The sequence below is a fragment of the Leifsonia sp. 563 genome, assembly GCF_040545055.1.
Classification (GTDB): domain Bacteria; phylum Actinomycetota; class Actinomycetes; order Actinomycetales; family Microbacteriaceae; genus Leifsonia.
The window spans coordinates 132,146-152,246 of record NZ_JBEPLE010000004.1 but is presented as its reverse complement, the minus strand read 5'-3'; the positions used below and the strand labels follow the sequence as shown (position 1 = coordinate 152,246).

Sequence of the window (20,101 nt, the reverse complement as noted above, 5' to 3'; positions counted from 1 at the left end):
ATGGTAGCCGCATCACCTTGCCACTGTACCGTCCAGACGGTACAGTAATCCGCATGACCACGACACCGACCCTCCCGGCCCCGGCGATCACGCGTGCGGGCGTGCGCGGCTGGGCGGCGCTCGGCGTCCTCATGCTGCCGACGCTGCTCGTCTCCGTCGACAACACCGTGCTCAGCTTCGCCCTGCCCGCGATCTCCGAGGCGCTGCGCCCGTCGGCGACCGGGATGCTGTGGATCGTCGACATCTACCCGCTGGTCCTCGCCGGCCTGCTCGTGGCGATGGGCAGCCTCGGCGACCGCATCGGCCGCCGCCGTCTGCTGCTCATCGGCGCCACCGGCTTCGCCGCCGTGTCGGCCGTCGCCGCCTTCGCTCCGACCGCCGAGCTGCTCATCGCCGCCCGCGCCGCGCTCGGTGTCTTCGGCGCCATGCTGATGCCGTCCACGCTGTCGCTGCTGCGGAGTGTCTTCCTCGACCGCGAGCAGCGCCGCCTCGCGATCGCGATCTGGGCCTCCGGCTTCGCGGCCGGCTCCGCGCTCGGCCCGATCGTCGGAGGGGTGCTCCTCGAGCACTTCTGGTGGGGCTCGGTCTTCCTGCTGGCGGTGCCCGTCCTCATCCCGCTGCTCGTGCTCGCACCCCTGCTGGTGCGCGAGTCGCGCGACCCGGCGCCCGGTCCGGTGGATGTGCCCGGCATCGTCCTCTCGCTCCTGACCATGGCGCCCATCGTCTATGGCATCAAGGCGCTGGCGGTCGACGGCTTCTCGCCGGTCGCGGTGATGGCGATCGCGCTCGGCGCCGGCTGCGGCTTCCTGTTCGTGCGGCGGCAATTGCGGCGCCCTGTTCCGATGCTCGACATGCGGCTGTTCACGCGACCCGCCTTCAGCGGAGCCGTCGTGGTCAACCTGCTGAGCGTGGTGTCGCTCGTCGGCTTCCTGTTCTTCGTCTCGCAGCACCTGCAGCTCGTGATCGGGCTGACGCCGCTGCAGTCGGGGCTCGTGCTGGTGCCGGGCCTCCTCACGATGATCGTCGCCGGCCTCGTCGTCGTCCCGATCGCGCGCCGCATCCGGCCGGGTGTCGTGATCGCGGGCGGGCTGACGCTCTCCGCCGCGGGCTACCTGCTGGTCGCGCTGACCGGCGGGGGAGCGCCGTGGAGCATCCTGCTGGCCGCCTTCGTCCTCCTGGGCGCGGGGATCGGCGGGGCCGAGACCGTCTCGAACGAGCTCGTCATCTCGACCGCTCCCGCAGCCAAGGCCGGCGCCGCGTCGGCGGTGTCGGAGACGGCATACGAGCTGGGAGCCGTGCTCGGCACGGCGACGCTCGGCACCCTGATCACGGCCTCGTACCGGGCGACGCTGGTCGTCCCGGAGGGGCTGAGCGCCGCGCAGGCCGACGCCGCGGGGGAGACCCTGGGCGGGGCGGTCACTGTCGCGGCCGGTCTGCCGGGTCCGCTCGGCGAGCAGCTGCTGGCCTCGGCGCGCGCCGCGTTCGACAGCGGCGTCGGGGTCACCGCGGTGATCGGCATCGTCCTGGTGGCGAGCGCCGCACTCGTCGCCCTCATCACCCTGCGTCACGTGCGCTCCTGAGCGCGGGTGGATGTCGTGGCGCGGCGATAGGGTGGCACTACCGGTTCCGCCCATCGACCAGCGCAGGAGTGCCATGTCCCGTACCGTCAAGCTCGCCGTCATCCCCGGGGACGGAATCGGTCCGGAGGTCATCGCCGAGGCCGTCACGGTGCTCGACGCGGTGACGGAGGGGAGCGGGCTCTCGTTCGAGAAGACGCACTTCTCGCTCGGGGCGGACCGCTACCTGGAGACGGGCGACGTCCTGACGGATGCCGACCTGGAGTCCATCAAGGCCCACGACGCCATCCTGCTCGGAGCGGTCGGCGGCGTGCCGGGCGACCCCCGCCTGGCGGGCGCGAACATCGAGCGGGGGCTCCTGCTGAAGCTGCGGTTCTCGCTCGACCACTACGTGAACCTCCGCCCGACGACGCTCTTCCCGGGCATCGCCAGCCCGCTCGCGAACCCCGGCGATGTCGACTTCGTCGTCGTGCGCGAGGGCACGGAGGGTCCGTACGTCGGCAACGGAGGCGCGATCCGGCAGGGCACGCCCCACGAGATCGCCAACGAGGTCTCGGTGAACACCGCCTACGGCGTCGAGCGCGTCGTGCGCTACGCGTTCGAGCAGGCCGCGCAGCGGAGGCGGAAGCTGACGCTCGTGCACAAGACCAACGTGCTCACCTTCGCGGGCTCGCTGTGGAAGCGGATCGTGGATGCGGTGGCCGCCGAGCATCCGGACGTCACGGTCGACTACCTCCACGTCGACGCCGCGACGATCTTCCTCGTCACGGATCCTGCTAGATTCGATGTGATCGTCACGGACAACCTCTTCGGCGACATCCTCACCGACCTCGCGGCCGCGATCAGCGGCGGCATCGGGCTGGCGGCCTCGGGCAACATCAACCCGGCCGGGGCCTTTCCGAGCATGTTCGAGCCGGTTCACGGATCGGCCCCCGACATCGCCGGCCAGCAGAAGGCCGACCCCACCGCCGCCATCCTCTCCACGGCGCTCCTGCTCCGCCACCTCGGCGAGAAGGAGCTGGCCGAACGCGTGGAGCAGGCGGTGACCGCCGACCTCGCCGCCCGCACGGGCGCTGCGCGAACGACCTCCGAGATCGGCGCAGCGATCGCCGCGCGAGTGGCGCAGAATTGATTCACCGTCGCATAAAGGACCTGTCATGACTTCGACCAGCATCTCCCTCACCAGCGGACCCACCGAGACCTCGGGCCTGCTCTGGAACGTCACCCGCAACGAGGCCGCCCGAGACGCGGCGACCCGGGCCGAGATCCTCGCGGACCCCGGCTTCGGCAACCACTTCACCGACCACATGGTCGACATCTGCTGGTCGGCCAAGGGCGGCTGGCACCGTCCGCGTGTCTCGCCCTACGGCCCCATCCAGCTGGAGCCGTCGGCCGCGGTGTTCCACTACGCTCAGGAGATCTTCGAGGGCCTGAAGGCGTACCGCCACGAGGACGGCTCGATCTGGGGCTTCCGCCCGGAGGCGAACGCCGCCCGCATGCAGCGCTCGGCCTACCGCCTCGCGCTCCCCGAGCTGCCGGTGGAGCACTTCCTCGACTCGATCAAGCAGCTGATCGCCGTCGACGGTGACTGGGTGCCGGACGCGCCGGAGACGAGCCTGTACCTCCGGCCGTTCATGTTCGCCAAGGAGGCGTTCCTCGGTGTGCGCCCGGCCAACAAGGTCGCGTACTACCTGATCGCGAGCCCGGCGGGCGCGTACTTCCCGAGCGGCGTCGCCCCGGTGTCCATCTGGCTGTCCGACCGCTGGTCGCGCGCCGGCAAGGGCGGAACGGGTGCGGCGAAGACCGGCGGCAACTACGCCTCGAGCCTGCTCCCGCAGTCGGAGGCGTACGAGCACGGTTGCGCCCAGGTGCTCTTCCTCGACTCGGTCGAGGGCAAGTACCTCGAAGAGCTCGGCGGGATGAATGTGGTGCTCGTGCGCAAGGACGGCACGCTGGTCACGCCCGAGTCCGACAGCATCCTCGAGGGCATCACCCTCGACTCGGTGCTGCAGCTCGCCCGCGACCGCGGCCACACGGTCGAGCGCCGCAAGGTGACGCTCGACGAGTGGCGCGACGGCGTGGAGTCGGGCGAGATCGTCGAGGTGTTCGCGTGCGGCACGGCCGCGGTGATCACCCCGATCGGCGAGCTCAAGTCGGACACGTTCACCGTCGGCGACATCACCGCGCCTCCCGGAGAGCTGACCATGTCGCTGCGCCAGGAGCTGACGGACATCCAGTACGGCCGCGAGCGCGACCGCCACAACTGGATGTACCGCCTCGACGCGTAGTTCGCAGTTGTGCGGACGGAGGAGTTCGCGGTCCGTCCGTCGGTGTTTCGCGTGAAAGGGAGGAGTCTGCGGCCGGTTCGCCCGCAGACTCCTCCCTTTCGCATACCGCCGGAACGCGATGCCCTCGGGCCGAACCCTGGCTAGCATCGAGGCATGGGTAACGGGACCGTGTTCGCCGTTGTCGGACCGGGTGCGGTCGGCGGCCTCCTCGCGTGGTTGTTGCACCGGGCCGGACACGACGTGGTCGCGGTGGGCCGCCCGGCCACGGTCGAGGCGATCCGGCACGACGGCATCGACGTGCGGAGCGAGCTGTTCGGCGACGGGGTCGAGCGCGTCCCGGCCGCGACGGAGGTGCCCGACGGTGCGAGCGTCCTGCTGGCGACGAAGGCCTACGGGCTGGATGACGTGCTCCCCGGCGTCGTGGCGGCCCGGCCCGCCGAGGTGATCTCCTTCCTCAACGGCGTCGAGCACATGGAGCCGCTGCGTTCTGCGCTTCCGGGTGTGCCGGTCGCGGGCGCATCCATCGCGGTGTCGGCGCTGCGCGCATCCACCACCGTCATCGACCACCGGAGCCCGTTCGTCCGTATCGAGGCGCCGCATGCAGCGGCCGGCTTCGCCTCGGTTCTCGCGCTCACCGACGCCGGCCCGAGCGTCCGCGTCGGCGGGAGCGAGGCGGAGGTGCTCTGGGCGAAGTTCCGCCTGCTGGCCTCGCTTGCCCTTCTCACCTCGTATTGGCGGCAGCCGGCCGGGCCGGCCCTCAGCGAGGACCCCGAGCTGACCGAAGGGGTCGTCCGTGAGGTGGTCGCCTGCTCGGCCGCCGAGGGGGTCCCCGCGTCCGAGCTCGACCTGGTCCGAGCCCTCCGCGGCGTGCCCGGCGGGATGCGCACCTCCCTCCAGGAGGACCTCGCCGCCGACGCCCCGAGCGAGCTCGACGCCATCGGCGGAGCGCTCCTGCGCATCGGCGAGCGGCACGGCATCGCGACTCCCTCCCTTGCGCGCATCCTGTCGGCGCTAGGCTCGAACGCGTGAAGATCGCACGTTTCAGCCACACCCGCGAAGGCTCGTCGACGCCCGCCATCGACTACGGCATCGTCGACGAGGACGCCCTGGTCGTGCTCGCCGGCGACCCGATGTTCGTGGGATTCGAGACCACCGGGGAGCGCGTCCCGCTGGGCAAGGTCGGCTCGCTGCTCGCCCCGGTCATCCCGCGGTCGAAGGTCGTCGCGGTCGGCAAGAACTACCGCGACCACGCCGCCGAGATGGGCGGGGAGGCGCCGGGAGAGCCGCTGCTGTTCCTGAAGCCGAACACGGCCGTGATCGGCCTGGGCGACGCGATCGTGGTGCCGCCGCAGTCCGAGCGCGTCGACTATGAGGGCGAGCTGGCCGTGGTGATCGGCAAGATCGCCCGCAACGTCCGGGCGGAGGACGCCGCCGGCCACATCTTCGGCTACACCGTCGCGAACGACGTCACCGCCCGCGACTTGCAGGAGAAGGACGGCCAGTGGACGCGCGCGAAGGGCTTCGACACCTTCTGCCCGCTCGGCCCGGTGATCGAGACCGAGCTCGCGCCCGACGCCGTGCTGCGGACCCGCCTCAACGGCGAGCTCAAGCAGGAGGCGCCGATCTCGGACATGGTCCACGACATCCCGTCGATCGTCGCGTACGCGTCGAGCGTGTTCACGCTGCTGCCGGGCGACGTCATCCTCACCGGGACGCCGTCCGGGATCGGTCCGATGAAGCCCGGCGACACCGTCGAGGTGGAGGTCGAGGGCGTCGGGTCGCTGGTGAATCCGGTGCGCGCCCCGAAGTAGCCTCCCCGGTAGGATCGAAGACGTATGTCTGACTCGATCGCTCACCCGTTCTCCGAGGCCACCGGCGCCGATGTGCGCGTGCGCTTCTGCCCGTCGCCGACCGGTACTCCGCACGTCGGCCTGATCCGCACCGCCCTGTTCAACTGGGCGTACGCGCGCCACACGGGCGGGAAGATGGTGTTCCGCATCGAGGACACCGACGCCGCCCGCGACAGCGAGGAGAGCTACCAGCAGATCCTGGATGCGCTGCGCTGGCTGCGCCTCGACTGGGACGAGGGCATCGACGTCGGAGGCCCGGACGGCCCCTACCGTCAGTCGCAGCGGTACGGCATCTACCGCGACCTCATCCAGAAGCTGCGCGATTCCGGTCACATCTACGAGAGCTTCGCGACGGCGGAGGAGATCGAGGCGCGCAACGTGTCGCTCGGCCGTGACCCGAAGCTCGGCTACGACAACTTCGAGCGCGATCTCACCGACGAGCAGAAGGCCGCCTACCGCGCCGAGGGCCGGGAGCCCGCCCTGCGGCTGCGCGTGCCGGACGACGACCTCAGCTTCGACGACCTGGTGCGCGGCGAGATCACCTTCAAGGCCGGCTCGTTCAGCGACTTCGTCGTGGTGCGCCCCAACGGCCACCCGCTGTACACGTTCGTGAACCCGGTCGACGACGCGCTCATGGGCATCACGCACGTGCTCCGCGGCGAGGACCTGCTGTCGTCGACCCCGCGCCAGATCGCGCTGTACCACGCGCTGATCGACGCGGGAGTGACCACGTTCGTCCCGCGCTTCGGCCACCTCCCGTACGTGATGGGGGAGGGCAACAAGAAGCTCTCCAAGCGCGACCCCGAGTCGAACCTGTTCCACCACCGCGACCGTGGCTTCATCCACGAGGGCCTGGTCAACTACCTGGCCCTGCTCGGCTGGTCGCTGACGCACGACCGCGACGTCTTCTCGCTGGAGGAGATGGTGGCGGCGTTCGATGTGGAGGACGTCAACCCGAACCCGGCCCGCTTCGACCTGAAGAAGGCGGAGTCGATCAACGGCGACCACATCCGGCTCTTGGATGTGGCCGACTTCGCCGAGCGCACCGTCCCGTACCTGGCCGCGGCCGGTGTGGTGGAGGAGCCGCTGACGCCCGCGCAGCACGAGGTGCTCGCGAAGGCGGCGCCGCTGGTTCAGGAGCGCGTGCAGCTGCTGGGCGAGGCGCCCGGGATGCTCGGCTTCCTCTTCACCGACGCCGCCTCGCTCGTGGTCGAGCCCGACGCCCGCGCTTCGCTGCCGGACAACGCGGGCGAGGTGCTGGCCGCGTCCCTCGGTGCGCTGGAGCTGGTGCCCGAGGCGGAGTGGAACCACGAGGCCATCGAGTCCGCACTGCGCGACGCCCTGGTCGAGGGGATGGCGCTGAAGCCGCGCGTCGCGTTCGGCCCGCTGCGGGTCGCGCTCTCGGGCCGCCGCGTGTCGCCCCCGCTGTTCGAGTCGATGGAGATCCTGGGCAAGGCGGAGACCATCGCCCGGCTCGACCGGCTGTCGGCGGACCTGGGCTAGCGCGATGACCGGTGTGACCGCGCCGCCGGCTCTCGAGCCGTCCTACGAGGTCGTCGTCATCGGCGGGGGCCCCGCGGGCCTGTCCGCGGCACTCAACCTGGCCCGCGCCCGGCGCCGTGTGCTCGTGGTGGACGGCAACCGCCCGCGCCACGCTGCGACACTGCTCGCCCACGGGTTCCTCACCCGCGACGGGGTCAGCCCGCTGGAGCTGCGCCGGATGGGCCGGGAGGAAGTGGACGCGTACGACAACGCGACCGTCGTCTTCGCCCAGGTCGGCGCGGTCTCGGTGGAGGGCGGCGGCTTCCGGGTCACGGCCCGCGGGGTGCGCGGAGGCTCTGACGTCGACGTACGCGCCGACACGGTGCTCATCGCGACCGGTGTGACGGAGACGATGCCGGCCATCCCGAGCATCCGCGCGTTCTACGGCACCCAGCTGCACAGCTGCATCGAATGCGACGGTTTCGAGTCGGCCGGTCAGCCGCTCGCCCTGATCGGCGAGACCGACGACCTGGCCGAGCGGGCTCTGCTGCTCACGCAGTGGACGGACGACCTGATCGTCTTCACCAACGGCGTCGCGCCGATCGGCGAGGACGAGGAGCGCACGCTCGCCCGCCTCGGTGTGCGGGTCGAACGCCGCCCGATCGACGACGTGGTCGGCGAGAAGGGCGTCATGACCGGCGTCCGTCTCGCGGACGGCACCCTCGTCGAGCGGGCCGGCGGGTTCCTGCGCCCGGTATGGTCGCCCTCCCTGTCATTCGTGGATGCGCTCGACCTCGATCGCGACGCCGACGGCTACCTGCTGACCGACGCGGACGGCCGCACGTCGCTGCCCGGCGTGTACGCGGCGGGGGAGACGTCGGCACCCGGACCGCAGCAGCTGATCGTCGCCGCGGGCTCCGGCGCAGTGGTCGCCGCGGCCGTCAACCGCGACCTCATCGGGCTCTCCCTGGAGGACGCCGCCGTTTTGTAGTCCGGCCTGCCGGTAGGCTAGAGTTGTTTCTCGTGCCCGGACTACGGTTCAGGCCGGTGGGGTATGGTGTAATTGGCAACACGGCTGATTCTGGTTCAGTTGTTCTTGGTTCGAGTCCAGGTACCCCAGCAAGAAGCGCCCCGGTTCTCCGGGGCTTTTTTGTTGCCCTCGTGAGGGGTCAGGCGGCGCGTCCAGCCGCAGCGAGGATGAGGTCGGAGACCTCCGCCGGGTGCGAGACGAGCGAGACGTGGCTGGCGGCGAGCTCGATGGTGGTGGCGCCCATCCGTTTCGCCATGAAGCGCTCGAGGTCGGGGTTGATCGTCCGGTCCTCCGTCGAGACCGCGTACCAGCTGGGCTTGTCGCGCCAGGCGGCGTGCGTGGTCCTGCCGGAGAAGAGGGTGTCGGAGATCGGTCCCTGCACCGCGCACAGCACCCGCGCCTCCTCCGGCGGGAGGTCGCCGGCGAAGTCGCGCAGGAACGCCTCCTCGCTGAGGCGGCCCCACCCCTCGGACCACACCACCCCGGCGGACGCGGGCGGCAGAGGGTAGGTCTTGGCGAGCGCGCCGTAGTCTTCGCCGGCGTCGGGGGCGCGAGCCGCCACGTAGACGAGCGCTGAGACGGCCGGGTCGACCCCGGCCTCTGTGACGATCATCCCGGCGAACGAGTGCCCGACGAGCACGGTCGGACCGGGGTTCAGGGCGATGGCGCGCCGGGTGATCTCGACGCCGTCCTGGAGTGTGGTGAGGGGATGTTGCACCGCCGTCACCCCGAGACCGGCGGCCTGCAGGCGGGGGATCACCTTCGACCAGGACGATCCGTCGGCATAGGCGCCGTGGACGAGGACGACGTTGGTGGCAGCTTCAGGCATTCCGACCTCTTTCAGCCGAGCGGGTGGAGCGTGGCAGCACGGTAGCAGGGAGGATCGCTGCGACAACAGAAGCAGATCGTGACGGATCTGGCGGGACGCTGGCGGAACCTGCTACTTTGACGGCCACCCGAACGAGCACCGCTCCGGCACCATCGCCCAGGGGAGAGCAACCCATGACCGACGAACCGTCTCCGATCGGCCCGATGTGACCGGTACGCCGGAACTCGTCCAGTCGACGCATCCCGGACGGGTGCGCCGCATCCATCTGGCCCTGGTCCTGCTGTCCTTCTCGGCGGGAGCGGCCGACGCCTTCGCCTTCCTCGCCCTCGGCGGGATCTTCACGGCGAACATGACCGGCAACCTGATCCTGAGCGGCATGTTCACCCGGCCCCAGTTCGCGCTGACCCTTCTGACGGCCGGGGTGGCCATCGTCTCGTTCGTCGGCGTGCTCTACACCGCCTTCCGGCTCACGCGCGCCCCGACGACCGTCTCGGCGACCGCACGACGGGCGTTCCGTCGCCTGGTGCTGCCGTCTGTGGCCGTGCAGGCCGTCGTCGTCGTGATCTGGATGGTGCTGCCCGGCGCCGACAGCACGGTGGAGCGTTGCGTGGTGATCGCTCTCTCCGCGGCTGCGCTGGCACTGCAGACCGTGGCGGCGAAGAAGCTCTCCGATGTGGATGGCGTGACCACCACCTACGTCACGGGAACGCTGACCACCACGATGCAGGACCTTGCGCTGCGCGCCGCCCACGGCCAGGGCGTCCGGGTGCTCTCGGTGCTCGCTCTGCCGGTCGGCGCGGTGTGCGCGACCGCCGCGCTGGCACTCGCGCCGGTCCTCGGCCCGGTCGTCGCGTGGGTGGCGGCGCTCCTCGCGACGGGCCTGCTCATCCCCGGCCCCGGTTCGGACTTCGGCGAGTGACGATGGCTGACTGGGGTGTGTTCGCCACCATCGTCGGCGGCGCGGCGGCGGCGCTCCTCGGCCTGCTCTTCGTGGCCGTGTCCATCCGGATCCAGGTCATCGCCGGGTCCACGGAACTGCGTCTCCGGGCGGCTCAGACGCTGAGCCTCTTCACCGCGATGCTGCTGGTGGCGGTGCTCCTCGCCGTGCCCGGTCAGCCTGCGAGGGTTCTCGGCATCGAGGTGATCGTCCTCGCGGTGCTGACGGCTGTCACGCTGCTCGTGCTGGACCGGCGGGCGACTGCGCCGTCGCCGACCCCGCTCGGGCGCGCGATCCAGCGGATCAACCCGAACGTGGTGACCTCCGTGACTCTGCTCGCGGCGGGCATCCTCATGGTCGTCGTCGGGGAGGCTGGCATCTATGTGCTCGTCCCGGCGGTGTTCGTGGCCTTCGTCGGTGGGGTGCTCAGCGCCTGGGTGTTCCTCATCCACGTCGACGCGTGAGTCGGTCGGGCCGGTTCCGCGCGCAACCTGTACGGACTCTCAGGAGCCGTATCGTTGTTCCGCCTGCCGGGCAGGAGTTGGATTGACCCGCGCCGATCAGCGCGATTTCGCATCGATGAAAGGACATCCGTGCGCACGTCAACGAGAACCCTCCGGGCCGCAGCCGTCACCGCCGGCGCGGCCCTTCTGTTCGTCGCGGCAGCCGCGACACCGGCTGCTGCGGCATCCGGTCGCAGTGCCCTGCCGGGCAGTCAGCCGGCCTGGGCCAATGCGAAGGCGCTCCGCTCCGCCGCTCCAGCGACCGACACCGTCGACCTCCGGGTGTACCTCCCGTGGCAGAACGCCTCTGCCGCAGCGCAGACCGCGCTTGCCGTATCGACCCCCGGCTCATCCAGCTACCGCAAGTTCCTGACGCCGCAGGCGTTCCGGCAGCAGTTCGCTCCGAGCCAGTCGAGCGTGGTGGCGGTGCAGCAGTTCCTGCGCGGCGCGGGCTTCACCATCGTGGACACGCCCAGCAACAACCGCTACGTATCGGCCGAGGGCACCGTCGCCCAGGCGCAGAACGCGTTCGGCGTCACCCTCGGCGAGTACAGCGCGTACGGGACGACCCTGCGGGCTCCCGAGTCGGCCGTCACCGTCCCCGCGTCGCTCGCCGGCATCGTGGAGAGCGTCGCCGGACTCGACCAGGGCGCGTCGCTCATCCAACCGACGAGCACCGACGGCAATGGGAACGGCAACAGCCCGAAGCAGAACCACGGCGCTCCCTCGGTCGGCTTCCGCGCCGGCCAGCCCTGCTCGCTCTGGTACGGCGAGAAGACGGTGGCCATGCCGAACGCCCCGGCGTACGGGACCAGCACGAAGCCCATCGCTCCGTGCGGCTACACCCCGGCCCAGGTGCGCGGGCTCTACGGCCTCGACCAGGTCGCCGCGAACGGCTCCGGGCAGACGGTCGCCTTCGTCGGCGCCAACGCCAGCCCCACGCTCGTGCAGGATGTGACGAAGTACAGCAGCCTCCACAACCTTCCCGCTCCGAAGATCACCCAGCTGGTCGCGCCCGGTGTGTACAAGCACCCGGACACCCCGCAGCAGGTGCCGGGGGACTACTACGGCGAGGAGACGCTCGACGCGGAGGCCATCCACACGACGGCCCCGGGCGCCGACCTGCTGTACGTCGCCTCCGCGAACGCGCGGCAGGACTTCGACGCGTCGGTGAACCACATCGTCGACAAGCACCTGGCGAGCATCCTCTCGATCAGCTACGGGTTCGCCGGTGAGGCGGTGCCGCAGGGCTTCGTCAACAGCCTCAACAACACCTTCATCGAGGCTGCGGCGACCGGGGTTGGCGTGTTCGTCTCCAGTGGCGACAGCGGTGACGAGGTCGGCTCGTTCGGTACGCCGACGGTGGACTTCTACGCCGACAGCCCGTGGGTGACCGCGGTCGGCGGCAGCTCCGCCTCCGTGGTGCCGACGGCCGCTCCGTCGGGGCTGAGCTACTCGGCCATCGACGACCCGGCGTCCCCGCTGAACAACACCGGCTGGAAGCGGTCGTTCGAGGTCGGTTGGGAGACCGGGCTCGATGCCGTGAACCCGACGGCGACCGACCACATGTCCGGTGCCCCGTACGAGTTGGACGGTACCCTCGCGTCACCGCTGCCCGGCACGTTCAACGGCGGCGGAGGCGGAGGCGTGAGCCGTCTGTTCGCGCAACCGGCCTATCAGGCGGCGGCCGTCGGAGCGGCGGCGGGACGCCTGGTGCCGGACATCAGCGCCCTCGCCGACCCCAACACCGGGCTGCTCGTCGGTCAGACGCAGACGTTCAGCAACGGCACCTACTACGACGAGTACCGGATCGGCGGCACGTCGGTCGCCGCCCCGCTGACCGCGGGCATCGCGGCGGTCGCGAACCAGGTGGCCGGTGCGCCGCTCGGGTTCCTGAACCCGCGGATCTACGCAGCGTACGCGGCGGGCGGCTCGGCGTTCTACGACGTCGACCAGGCGGACATGTTCGGCACCACCGTGCAGTCCCCGCTGCCGTCGGTGCTTCGCGTGAACTACGTCGACAGCGAGAGCGCTGCGGGAGGTCTGAGCTACAGCCTGCGCACGCAGGAGGAGCCGAACCAGACCCTCCACAGCACCAAGGGCTACGACACGGCCACCGGAGTCGGGACGCCCAACGGCGCCGCGTTCTTCGCAGGCATCACGAAGTAGTCCGCTCAGCCGAGGTGCACGTAGTTGCGGTCTCGCACGGCGTGTCGACCGCAACAACGTGCACCTCGGCGGCTTAGGGGGGCGGCTTAGGGGGCGACGTCCTCGGCGGCCTCTTCGGCCTCCTCGCCGTGTTGGACGATGTCGCCGTGCTGGAACAGGATGCCCTTCGCCGTCTCCCGCCACTGCAGCTTCGCCCGCAGCAGGAACTCGAGCTCCATGCTGAAGTGCTTGTACTCCTCTGCGAGCGAGTCGAGCATGATCGCCTTCGCGACCTCGTCCTTCTCGACGGCGATGCGCTGCTCGTACCAGCCGATCGCCTCCGCCTCCTCGGACAGGCTCGCGCACATCCGCGCGAAGGTCCGCGTCTCCTCGCTGAGCTCGCTTGGCGGCTCGTGGTACTGATCAGTCGACATCGCCTGTCGTCCTTTCGTCGTGGGGACTCCATCCAATGTCCGGATGCCGGATCCCTCAAGGGCCACCCGCTGCGAATGCGCAGAGGCACGGCGGGATCGTCGTCCGCCGCTCGATAGGGTTGCGGCATGGCAACGAGCGTGATCGTCATCGGCGCGGGTGTCGTCGGCGCGGCGACGGCCTGGTCGCTGGCGCGCAAAGGAGCGTCCGTTCTGCTGCTGGAGGCGTTCGAACGCGGCCACGATCGCGGGTCGTCGCACGGTGCGACCAGGATCTTCCGTCACGGCTACGCGGAGCAGGACTATGTGGAGCTGTCCGTCCGCGCGCTCACCGAATGGAAGCAGCTGGAGCGGATCAGCGGCCGCACGCTGCTCGACGCGACGGGAGCGGTCGACCACGGCGATCCGGTGGTGCTGAAGGCGATCGCCGAGGCGCAGGATGCGGCGGGGCTGCCCTACGAGTGGCTGACAGGTGCCGAGGCCGAGACGCGCTGGCCGGGCCTCCGGTTCGAGGGCCACGTGCTGTTCAGCCCGGGCGGCGGCCGGTTGCGGGCAGCCGACGCTCTGGATGCCCTGCTCGACGCAGCCGAAGGCGCGGGAGCGGAGCTGCGCTTCGGCGTCCGCGCGACGGGAGTGGAGGACTCCGGCGACAGTGTGACGGTGGGGACCGACGGTGGCACCCATACAGCCGACCTGGTGGTCGTCGCGGCAGGCTCGTGGACGCCGTCACTCCTGCGTCCCTGGCTCTCGGCCCACAATGTTGAGCTTCCCGAAGTCCGCGTGACGGAGGAACAACCGGCGCACTTCCCTGTATTGCCTGGCCTGGCGGACGCGGAGACGGCCTGGCCGAGCTTCGTGCACCACCCCACCCGCAACGCCGTGGCCAGCGCCTACGGACTGCTGACACCGGGGGAGGGCGTCAAGGTCGGTTTCCATGGCGTCGGCCCGGAGGTGGACCCGGACGGTCGCGATCGGCGCATCGATCCCGACAGACTGGAACAGTTGAAGCAGTACGTGGCCGAGTGGGTGCCGGGTGTCGATGCGACGCATCCCGAGGGCATCAGCTGCCTCTACGACAGCACCGAGCAGGAGGACTTCGTGCTCGACCGCGTCGGGAAGGTTGTCATCGCAACCGGGTTCTCGGGTCACGGATTCAAGTTCGGTCCTGCGCTCGGCGATGTGCTCGCCCGTCTGGCGCTGCACGGCGAGCCCGCCGCACCGCGCTTCCGCGTGGCGGTCGCGCCGCCCGACGCATAGCCGCATCGTCCGCTCGTCGCGGTGGCGGCCCTCCCCGCCGGGCGCTCGATGGTGGAGGATGTCGCGCATGACGGACACGGAAGGCGCCGGCATCGTCGGCGTCAGCACCATCGGCATCCCGGTCTCCGACCAGGATCGCGCGCTCGCGTTCTACCGCGATGTCCTCGGGTTCGAGGTGCGGGTCGACGCGCCACTCCCGCAGCTCGGGAGCCGCTGGATCATGCTCGCGCCACCCGGCTCCGCGGTGTCGGTGTCCTTGGTGCCGGCCCAGCCGGATGCGCCCGCGGGCGTCGAGACGGGCATCCGCTTCGAGACGCTCGACGCGGAGCGCACCCACGAGACGCTGTCTCGCGCCGGTGCCGACGTGGGAGAGATGCTCCGTTGGCCGGACGTCCCGGCGATGTTCGCGGCACACGACCCCGACGGCAACCGGTTCGAGGTGGTCGAGCGCGTCTGAGCCCCGCTCACTCCCCGTTGCGGAGGTCAGCGAGCCCGTCGTGGCGGAGCGCCATCCGGTCGAAGGTCGCGGTGCAGGTGTCGCCCATCGGTGCCTGCGACAGGAAGCCGACTCTCCAGCCGTCCGCGCCGGCATCCAGCCGGAACAGGCGGACGAAGTCCCACTGGACGCCGTCCGTCGACGAGTGGAACGCCCACGCCTCCCCGACGCGCGCGACGCGCAGGAAGATCTCGCCGCTGGTGACGTGGGTGCTGTTGCAGTCGTCCGAGTACCGGTCGGTGACGACGCTCACCACCATCGGCTGACCCTGCGGCGAGAACTCGAAGCACAATTTCGCCCAGTGGTCGTCGTCGCTCCACAGCACGAGCGCGCCGGCATCGAACGTCGTGCGGGGCTCCGAGACGCGAACCCGGGCGGACAGGGTGAAGTCGCCCGCGGGCGCCTCGAGCGTGAGCGCGGTCGCGGCGTGCTGTGAGTGCGTGCCGAGCGCGTCGTTCGACCAGTCGACCCCGGCGGCGGCCGTCAGAGTGAGCACCTCGGTCGAGGGGTCGAAGTCGGCGTCGCCGGGAGTGTGGGTCCAGGAGAGCTCGGGCAGGGTGTGGAGGCTGATCGGCATACCGAGAACGCTACGGCACGGGCCCGTCATAGGCTGGCGGGATGGGCGATATCGACGTGCGGCCGGCGCGGCCGACGGAGTGGGCGGCGGTCGGCGGGCTGCGCTGGGACTCGGTGTTCGAGTTCGGGGGTGAGGCCCTCGATCCGCGCGAGGTGTTCGCGGAGCAGTTCGCCGAGTGGGCGAGCGAACATCAGGACACGCACGAGTGCTTCGTCGCCGTCGCGGACGGCGCGGTGATCGGGATGACGTGGCTGGCCGTCATCCCGCGGGTCCCGAGCGCACGCGCGTTCGACCGCGCATCCGGCGACCTGCAGTGCGCGTACGTCGCCCCCGGACATCGCAACCGTGGGATCGGCGGCCGGCTGATCGACGCCGTCGTGGACAGCGCTCGCGAGCGGGGGCTCGAGCGCGTGACGGTGCACTCCAGCCCGCGGGCGGTGCCCGTGTACGAGCGGCACGGTTTCAGCTCGGAGGGGCGACTGCTCCACGTCTACGTCGTGCACCGGGATGCGCCGGGGCTCCGGCGGGAGTGTTGAAGTGACCGGCGCACAGGTGCGAGCAGCTCGTAGCGAGGACGCCGAGGCGATGGCCCACGTGCACGTGGACTCGTGGCGCGAGACCTATCGCGGCGTGATGCCCGATCGGGTGCTCGATGACCCGGGGATGCTGGAGATGCGTCGTCGGTTCTGGGCCACCGTGCTCGCCGACCCGCGCTTCGAGGGCACGACAGCCGTCGCGGAAGAGAACGGCCGGATCGTCGGGATCGCCCTGGCCGGACCGTCGCCGAACGCGGAGGAGGACGGCGCGGCCCAGCTGTATGTGCTGTACCTGCTTCACGGGCATCACGGCAGCGGTCTGGGCCGCGGGCTGCTCGACGCGGTGCTGGACGACGAGCGTCCCGCGACGCTGTGGGTGGCCGATCCCAATCCGCGCGCCCAGGCGTTCTACCGCAAGGCCGGCTTCACCGCCGACGGTGAAGAGAAGGTCGAGGACGGCGTGCGGGAGCTGCGGATGATCCGCCCGGCCGGGGGAGCGTCGCGCGTCAGCGGTGCGCCGGGTCGAGGGTGATCTCGACGTCGTACTTCAGCTGCGGCTCCGGGGAACCGAACAGGAGGGCGGGGTTCAGCCAGACGAGCTCGACCTCGGTGAGACCGAAGCGGCGCGAGACGGCGAAGAGAGTGTCGTACGGGTTGGGGACGTAGCCGGTCAGTACGCCGTCCTCCACCATCGCCTTGCCCCGGGCGAAGGACACGGGGCCGTGGTCGACGGCCTGGAGCTTCGGAAAGGGGGAGGGCAGGGTCCACGTCAACGGCGCGGCCGCGACGACGCCGGAGCCGCCGACCGTCTCCTCGATGGAGTGCAGGTACGACGGATCGCCTTCGGACGTGAAGCCCGGCGGGATGGGCAGCACGAGTTCGCCGTCGGGCGTGACGCTGACGAGGTCCGAGTCCAGGCCGAACACCATGGGCTGCACCGGATCCGGCTTGCCATCGTGGCGGGCGTTCGTCACGAGGAGGGAGTAGCCGTGCAGGCGGGATGCGTCGGCGCTCCCCGCCGGCAGCGGGGCGTCGGGCCGCACGTGCACCTCGACCCGGAGCCACGAGTTGACGACCACTCGCACCGCGCCGGTCAGCGGTGGCTCTGCAGGCATCCCGTCGCCGGGGTCGTGCTCGACGGCCTGCAGCTGACCCGTCGCGATGGTCTGCCCGGGCACGCGGAGGTCCGGGAGTTGCTGTGCGATGGGAACGGGATCCGGTGTCTCGGTCGGCGTCGACGTCGGGCGGGATGCGGCCGGCGCGAGCGACGAGCATCCCGAGACGACCGCGGTGACCGCCACGATGAACAGAGCCGCGGCGCCGCGACTCACCCCCCGATGAATCATGGCTCGACCCTAGCGCACCCCGCCGGCCCACGCAGAAGCAGCCCGCTCTCGCGCCGACTACACCTGCGCGCCCAGCTTGAAGCCCTGCGCCTCCTCGCCCTTGCGGGTGTACGAGAAGCCGTCCGCGCCGATGGTGACCTCCATCTCGGAGTCGTCGGTGCGGCTCGTCAGCGGCTGCGGGTTGCCGTCGAGGTCGAGCACGGTGGACGCCTCCGTGTACCAGGACGGCACGACGGGGTTGCCCCACCAGTCGCGGCGCTGGTTGTCGTGCACATCCCACGTCACGACCGGGTTGTCGGGGTCGCCGGTGTAGTAGTCCTGCGTGTAGATCTCGACGCGGTGGCCGTCGGGGTCGCGCAGGTACAGGTAGAACGCGTTGGAGACCCCGTGACGGCCCGGTCCGCGCTCGATGCAGTCGCTGCGGCGGAGGGCGCCCAGCTTGTCGCAGATCGCGATGATGTTGTGCTTCTCGTGGGTGGCGAATGCGACGTGGTGCATGCGCGGGCCGTCGCCGCCGGTCATCGCGGTGTCGTGCACGGTCGGCTTCCGGCGCATCCACGCGGCGTAGGTGGTGCCGTGCTCGTCCTGGATGTCCTCGGTGACGCGGAAGCCGAGGTCCTCCATGTACTTCACGGCACGCGGCACGTCGGGGGTGACCTGGTTGAAGTGGTCGATCCGGACGAGCGCGCCGGGCGCGTACAGGTCGTAGCGCCAGGCGAGGCGCTCCACGTGCTCCACCTCGTAGAAGAACTCGTACGGGAAACCGAGCGGGTCTTCGACGCGCACCGAGTCGCCGACGCCCTTGGTGAAGCCCTCGGCGCGACGCTCGACGCGGCAGCCGAGCTCGGTGTAGAACTCGACAGCCCGGTCCAGATCTTCCGGGGTGCGCACGCGGTAGGCGAACGCGGCGACGGCCGCCACCGGGCCCTTCCGCAGCACGAGATTGTGGTGGATGAACTCCTCGAACGACCGCAGGTACACGGCGTTCTCGTCCTCCTCGGTGACGACGAGGTCGAGCACGTCGACGTAGAACTCGCGGCTGGCGGCGAGGTCGGTGACGACGAGCTCCATGTAGGCGCACCGCACGACATCCGGCGGGGTGGCCTTCGGCGTCGGGATGCGGTCGGTCGGCGCCGGGATGGGGTCGCTGCCGGTCACAGTGGGCTCCGGCGAGTCGGGGGTGATGGTCATGGTGGTGCGTCCTCTGCGTTGAGTCTGTGCGGGGTTTGTGATGGATGCGGGGTCAGGCGTCGCCGGCGTCTTCGGCCGCTTCCGCCGCTTCCTCCGGCTGGTGCGCACTCGCACCGAAGCGGGCGGTGTGGACGGGGCCCAGCGTGATGTGCACGGCCTGCTGATCCGTATAGAAGTCGATCGAGCGGTATCCGCCCTCGTGCCCCAGCCCGGAGGCCTTCACGCCGCCGAACGGCGTGCGCAGGTCGCGGACGTTGTGCGAGTTGAGCCACACCATCCCAGCCTCGACGTTCTGGGCGAAGGTGTGCGCGCGCTCCAGGTCGCTGGTCCAGATGTAGGCGGCGAGGCCGTACTTCACGCCGTTGGCGAGGTCCAGCGCCTCCTCGTCCGAGTCGAACGGGGTGATCGCGACGACCGGACCGAAGATCTCCTCCTGGAAGATCCGCGCGTCGGGCGCGACGTCGGCGAAGACGGTCGGCGCGACGTAGTTGCCGTGCTCGAGACCCTCCGGGCGTCCGCCGCCCGCGAGCAGACGTCCCTCCTGCTTGCCGAGCTCGACGTACGACATGACCTTCTCGAAGTGCTCCGGGTGCACGAGCGCGCCGACCTCGGTCTTCGGGTCGTGCGGGTCGCCGACGACGATGTTCTTCGCCCGCTCGGCGTAGCGCTCCAGGAACTCGTCGTAGATCGGCCGCTCGACCAGGATGCGGGAGCCGGCCGTGCAGCGCTCGCCATTGAGCGAGAACACACCGAACAGCGTCGAGTCGATCGCCGCATCCAGGTCCGCGTCGGCGAACACGACGGCGGGCGACTTGCCGCCCAGCTCCATCGACAGGCCCTTCAGGTACGGCGCCGCGTTCGCGAAGATGATCTGCCCGGTGCGGCTCTCGCCGGTGAATGAGATGAGCGGGACATCGGGATGCTTCACCAGCGCGTCACCCGCCTCCTCGCCCAGCCCGTTGACCAGGTTGAACACCCCGTCCGGCACGCCGGCCTCACGGAAGATCTCCGCCCACAGGCTCGCCGACAACGGCGTGAACTCGGCCGGCTTCAGCACGACCGTGTTTCCGGTGGCGAGCGCCGGTGCGAGCTTCCAGCTCTCCAGCATGAACGGTGTGTTCCAGGGGGTGATGAGTCCGGCGACGCCGATCGGCTTGCGGTTGACGTAGTTCAGCTGGCTGCCTGGGACCTTGTAGGCGTCGTCGGCCTGCGCCACGATCAGGTCGGCGAAGAAGCGGAAGTTCTCCGCGGCACGCTGCGCCTGACCGAGCGCCTGGGTGATCGGGAGGCCGGTGTCGAAGGTCTCGAGCTCGGCGAGGCGCGCGTCCTGCTCTTCGACCGCGTCGGCGATGCGGTTCAGCACCCGCGCCCGCTCGCGCGGCTTCATCCGCGGCCACGGACCCTCGCGGAAGGCGCGGCGGGCAGCGGCCACGGCCAGGTCGATGTCCTCCTTCTGACCCGCTGCAGCCTGCGCGTACGTCTCGTTCGACACCGGGTCGAGCACGTCGAACGTCGCGCCCGAGACGCTGTCGACGAAGCGGCCGTCGATGAAGTGCCGGATGGTGTCCGGGAGGTTCTCGGGGATGTGGTGCTGCGCCATGCGCGGCCTCCTGTCGGTCGTAA

The 20,101-nt window shown here is 70.5% G+C and carries 20 protein-coding genes and 1 tRNA gene; 15 read left to right on the top strand and 6 right to left on the bottom strand.

Annotated features, from left to right (window positions below; all coding sequences use genetic code 11):
* Positions 1-53 precede the first annotated feature (53 nt).
* The 8 genes from ABIC47_RS13415 (at position 54) to ABIC47_RS13380 (ending at position 8,317) form a co-directional block, all read left to right on the top strand.
* Positions 54-1,580 carry an MFS transporter gene (locus ABIC47_RS13415; protein WP_354481053.1) on the top strand — a complete coding sequence of 509 codons (1,527 nt, stop codon included), beginning with the start codon at positions 54-56 and terminating at the stop codon, positions 1,578-1,580.
* Positions 1,581-1,653: 73 nt separating this feature from the next.
* Positions 1,654-2,709 carry a 3-isopropylmalate dehydrogenase gene (locus ABIC47_RS13410; protein WP_354481051.1) on the top strand — a complete coding sequence of 352 codons (1,056 nt, stop codon included), beginning with the start codon at positions 1,654-1,656 and terminating at the stop codon, positions 2,707-2,709.
* A gap of 25 nt (positions 2,710-2,734) precedes the next feature.
* Positions 2,735-3,865 carry a branched-chain amino acid aminotransferase gene (locus ABIC47_RS13405; protein ID WP_354481049.1) on the top strand — a complete coding sequence of 377 codons (1,131 nt, stop codon included), beginning with the start codon at positions 2,735-2,737 and terminating at the stop codon, positions 3,863-3,865.
* Between the two features lie 153 nt (positions 3,866-4,018).
* The gene (locus ABIC47_RS13400) at positions 4,019-4,894 is read left to right on the top strand and encodes a ketopantoate reductase family protein (protein ID WP_354481047.1); all 876 of its coding nucleotides are present in this window, start codon (positions 4,019-4,021) and stop codon (positions 4,892-4,894) included.
* Positions 4,891-5,676 carry a fumarylacetoacetate hydrolase family protein gene (locus ABIC47_RS13395; protein ID WP_354481045.1) on the top strand — a complete coding sequence of 262 codons (786 nt, stop codon included), beginning with the start codon at positions 4,891-4,893 and terminating at the stop codon, positions 5,674-5,676. The genes ABIC47_RS13400 and ABIC47_RS13395 overlap by 4 nt, the downstream gene beginning before the upstream one ends.
* Before the next feature lie 24 nt (positions 5,677-5,700).
* Positions 5,701-7,218, top strand: coding sequence for a glutamate--tRNA ligase (gene gltX, locus ABIC47_RS13390; protein ID WP_354481044.1), 1,518 nt, complete (start codon positions 5,701-5,703; stop codon positions 7,216-7,218).
* Positions 7,219-7,222: 4 nt separating this feature from the next.
* Complete coding sequence (locus tag ABIC47_RS13385) at positions 7,223-8,188, top strand: NAD(P)/FAD-dependent oxidoreductase (RefSeq protein ID WP_354481042.1); 966 nt, start codon at positions 7,223-7,225, stop codon at positions 8,186-8,188.
* 57 nt (positions 8,189-8,245) lie between these two features.
* Positions 8,246-8,317: transfer RNA gene (locus tag ABIC47_RS13380), tRNA-Gln, on the top strand.
* A gap of 49 nt (positions 8,318-8,366) precedes the next feature.
* Here the strand turns inward: ABIC47_RS13380 and ABIC47_RS13375 are convergent.
* Complete coding sequence (locus ABIC47_RS13375) at positions 8,367-9,056, bottom strand: alpha/beta fold hydrolase (RefSeq protein WP_020075041.1); 690 nt, start codon at positions 9,054-9,056, stop codon at positions 8,367-8,369.
* A gap of 205 nt (positions 9,057-9,261) precedes the next feature.
* Here ABIC47_RS13375 and ABIC47_RS13370 point away from each other — a divergent pair, with 205 nt between their 5' ends.
* The 3 genes from ABIC47_RS13370 to ABIC47_RS13360 all read left to right on the top strand — a co-directional run bounded on the left by ABIC47_RS13370 (position 9,262) and on the right by ABIC47_RS13360 (position 12,665).
* A complete protein-coding gene (locus ABIC47_RS13370; protein ID WP_354481040.1) occupies positions 9,262-9,975 on the top strand; it encodes a DUF1275 family protein in 714 nt (237 codons plus the stop codon).
* 2 nt (positions 9,976-9,977) lie between these two features.
* The gene (locus tag ABIC47_RS13365) at positions 9,978-10,457 is read left to right on the top strand and encodes a hypothetical protein (RefSeq protein ID WP_354481038.1); all 480 of its coding nucleotides are present in this window, start codon (positions 9,978-9,980) and stop codon (positions 10,455-10,457) included.
* 129 nt (positions 10,458-10,586) lie between these two features.
* Positions 10,587-12,665 (top strand): S53 family peptidase, encoded by a 2,079-nt coding sequence (locus ABIC47_RS13360; protein ID WP_354481036.1) that lies wholly within the window; start codon positions 10,587-10,589, stop codon positions 12,663-12,665.
* Positions 12,666-12,751: 86 nt separating this feature from the next.
* On the opposite strand, the gene ABIC47_RS13355 is transcribed toward ABIC47_RS13360, so the two are convergent.
* Entirely contained in the window at positions 12,752-13,078 is a 327-nt protein-coding gene (locus tag ABIC47_RS13355) for a ferritin family protein (protein WP_354481034.1), read from the bottom strand.
* Between the two features lie 126 nt (positions 13,079-13,204).
* On the opposite strand from ABIC47_RS13355, the gene ABIC47_RS13350 reads away from it, so the two are divergent.
* Positions 13,205-14,332, top strand: coding sequence for an FAD-dependent oxidoreductase (locus ABIC47_RS13350; RefSeq protein WP_354481033.1), 1,128 nt, complete (start codon positions 13,205-13,207; stop codon positions 14,330-14,332).
* A 67-nt stretch (positions 14,333-14,399) separates the two neighbouring features.
* Positions 14,400-14,789, top strand: coding sequence for a VOC family protein (locus tag ABIC47_RS13345; RefSeq protein WP_089875408.1), 390 nt, complete (start codon positions 14,400-14,402; stop codon positions 14,787-14,789).
* Between the two features lie 7 nt (positions 14,790-14,796).
* On the opposite strand, the gene ABIC47_RS13340 is transcribed toward ABIC47_RS13345, so the two are convergent.
* The gene (locus tag ABIC47_RS13340) at positions 14,797-15,405 is read right to left on the bottom strand and encodes a DUF1349 domain-containing protein (RefSeq protein ID WP_354481031.1); all 609 of its coding nucleotides are present in this window, start codon (positions 15,403-15,405) and stop codon (positions 14,797-14,799) included.
* A 41-nt stretch (positions 15,406-15,446) separates the two neighbouring features.
* On the opposite strand from ABIC47_RS13340, the gene ABIC47_RS13335 reads away from it, so the two are divergent.
* Positions 15,447-15,941, top strand: coding sequence for a GNAT family N-acetyltransferase (locus ABIC47_RS13335; RefSeq protein WP_354481029.1), 495 nt, complete (start codon positions 15,447-15,449; stop codon positions 15,939-15,941).
* 1 nt (position 15,942) lies between these two features.
* Positions 15,943-16,473: a GNAT family N-acetyltransferase gene (locus tag ABIC47_RS13330; RefSeq protein WP_354481027.1), complete on the top strand. Its 531-nt coding sequence runs from the start codon at positions 15,943-15,945 to the stop codon at positions 16,471-16,473.
* Here the strand turns inward: ABIC47_RS13330 and ABIC47_RS13325 are convergent.
* Genes ABIC47_RS13325 through hpaE form a run of 3 tightly spaced genes read right to left on the bottom strand, consistent with a single transcriptional unit; the run spans position 16,448 to position 20,078 of the window.
* Positions 16,448-17,287 carry a hypothetical protein gene (locus tag ABIC47_RS13325; protein ID WP_354481025.1) on the bottom strand — a complete coding sequence of 280 codons (840 nt, stop codon included), beginning with the start codon at positions 17,285-17,287 and terminating at the stop codon, positions 16,448-16,450. The genes ABIC47_RS13330 and ABIC47_RS13325 overlap by 26 nt on opposite strands.
* A 57-nt stretch (positions 17,288-17,344) precedes the next feature.
* The gene (gene hpaD, locus ABIC47_RS13320; RefSeq protein ID WP_354481023.1) at positions 17,345-18,478 is read right to left on the bottom strand and encodes a 3,4-dihydroxyphenylacetate 2,3-dioxygenase; all 1,134 of its coding nucleotides are present in this window, start codon (positions 18,476-18,478) and stop codon (positions 17,345-17,347) included.
* A 52-nt stretch (positions 18,479-18,530) separates the two neighbouring features.
* Positions 18,531-20,078 (bottom strand): 5-carboxymethyl-2-hydroxymuconate semialdehyde dehydrogenase, encoded by a 1,548-nt coding sequence (gene hpaE / locus ABIC47_RS13315; RefSeq protein WP_354481021.1) that lies wholly within the window; start codon positions 20,076-20,078, stop codon positions 18,531-18,533.
* Positions 20,079-20,101: the final 23 nt, after the last annotated feature.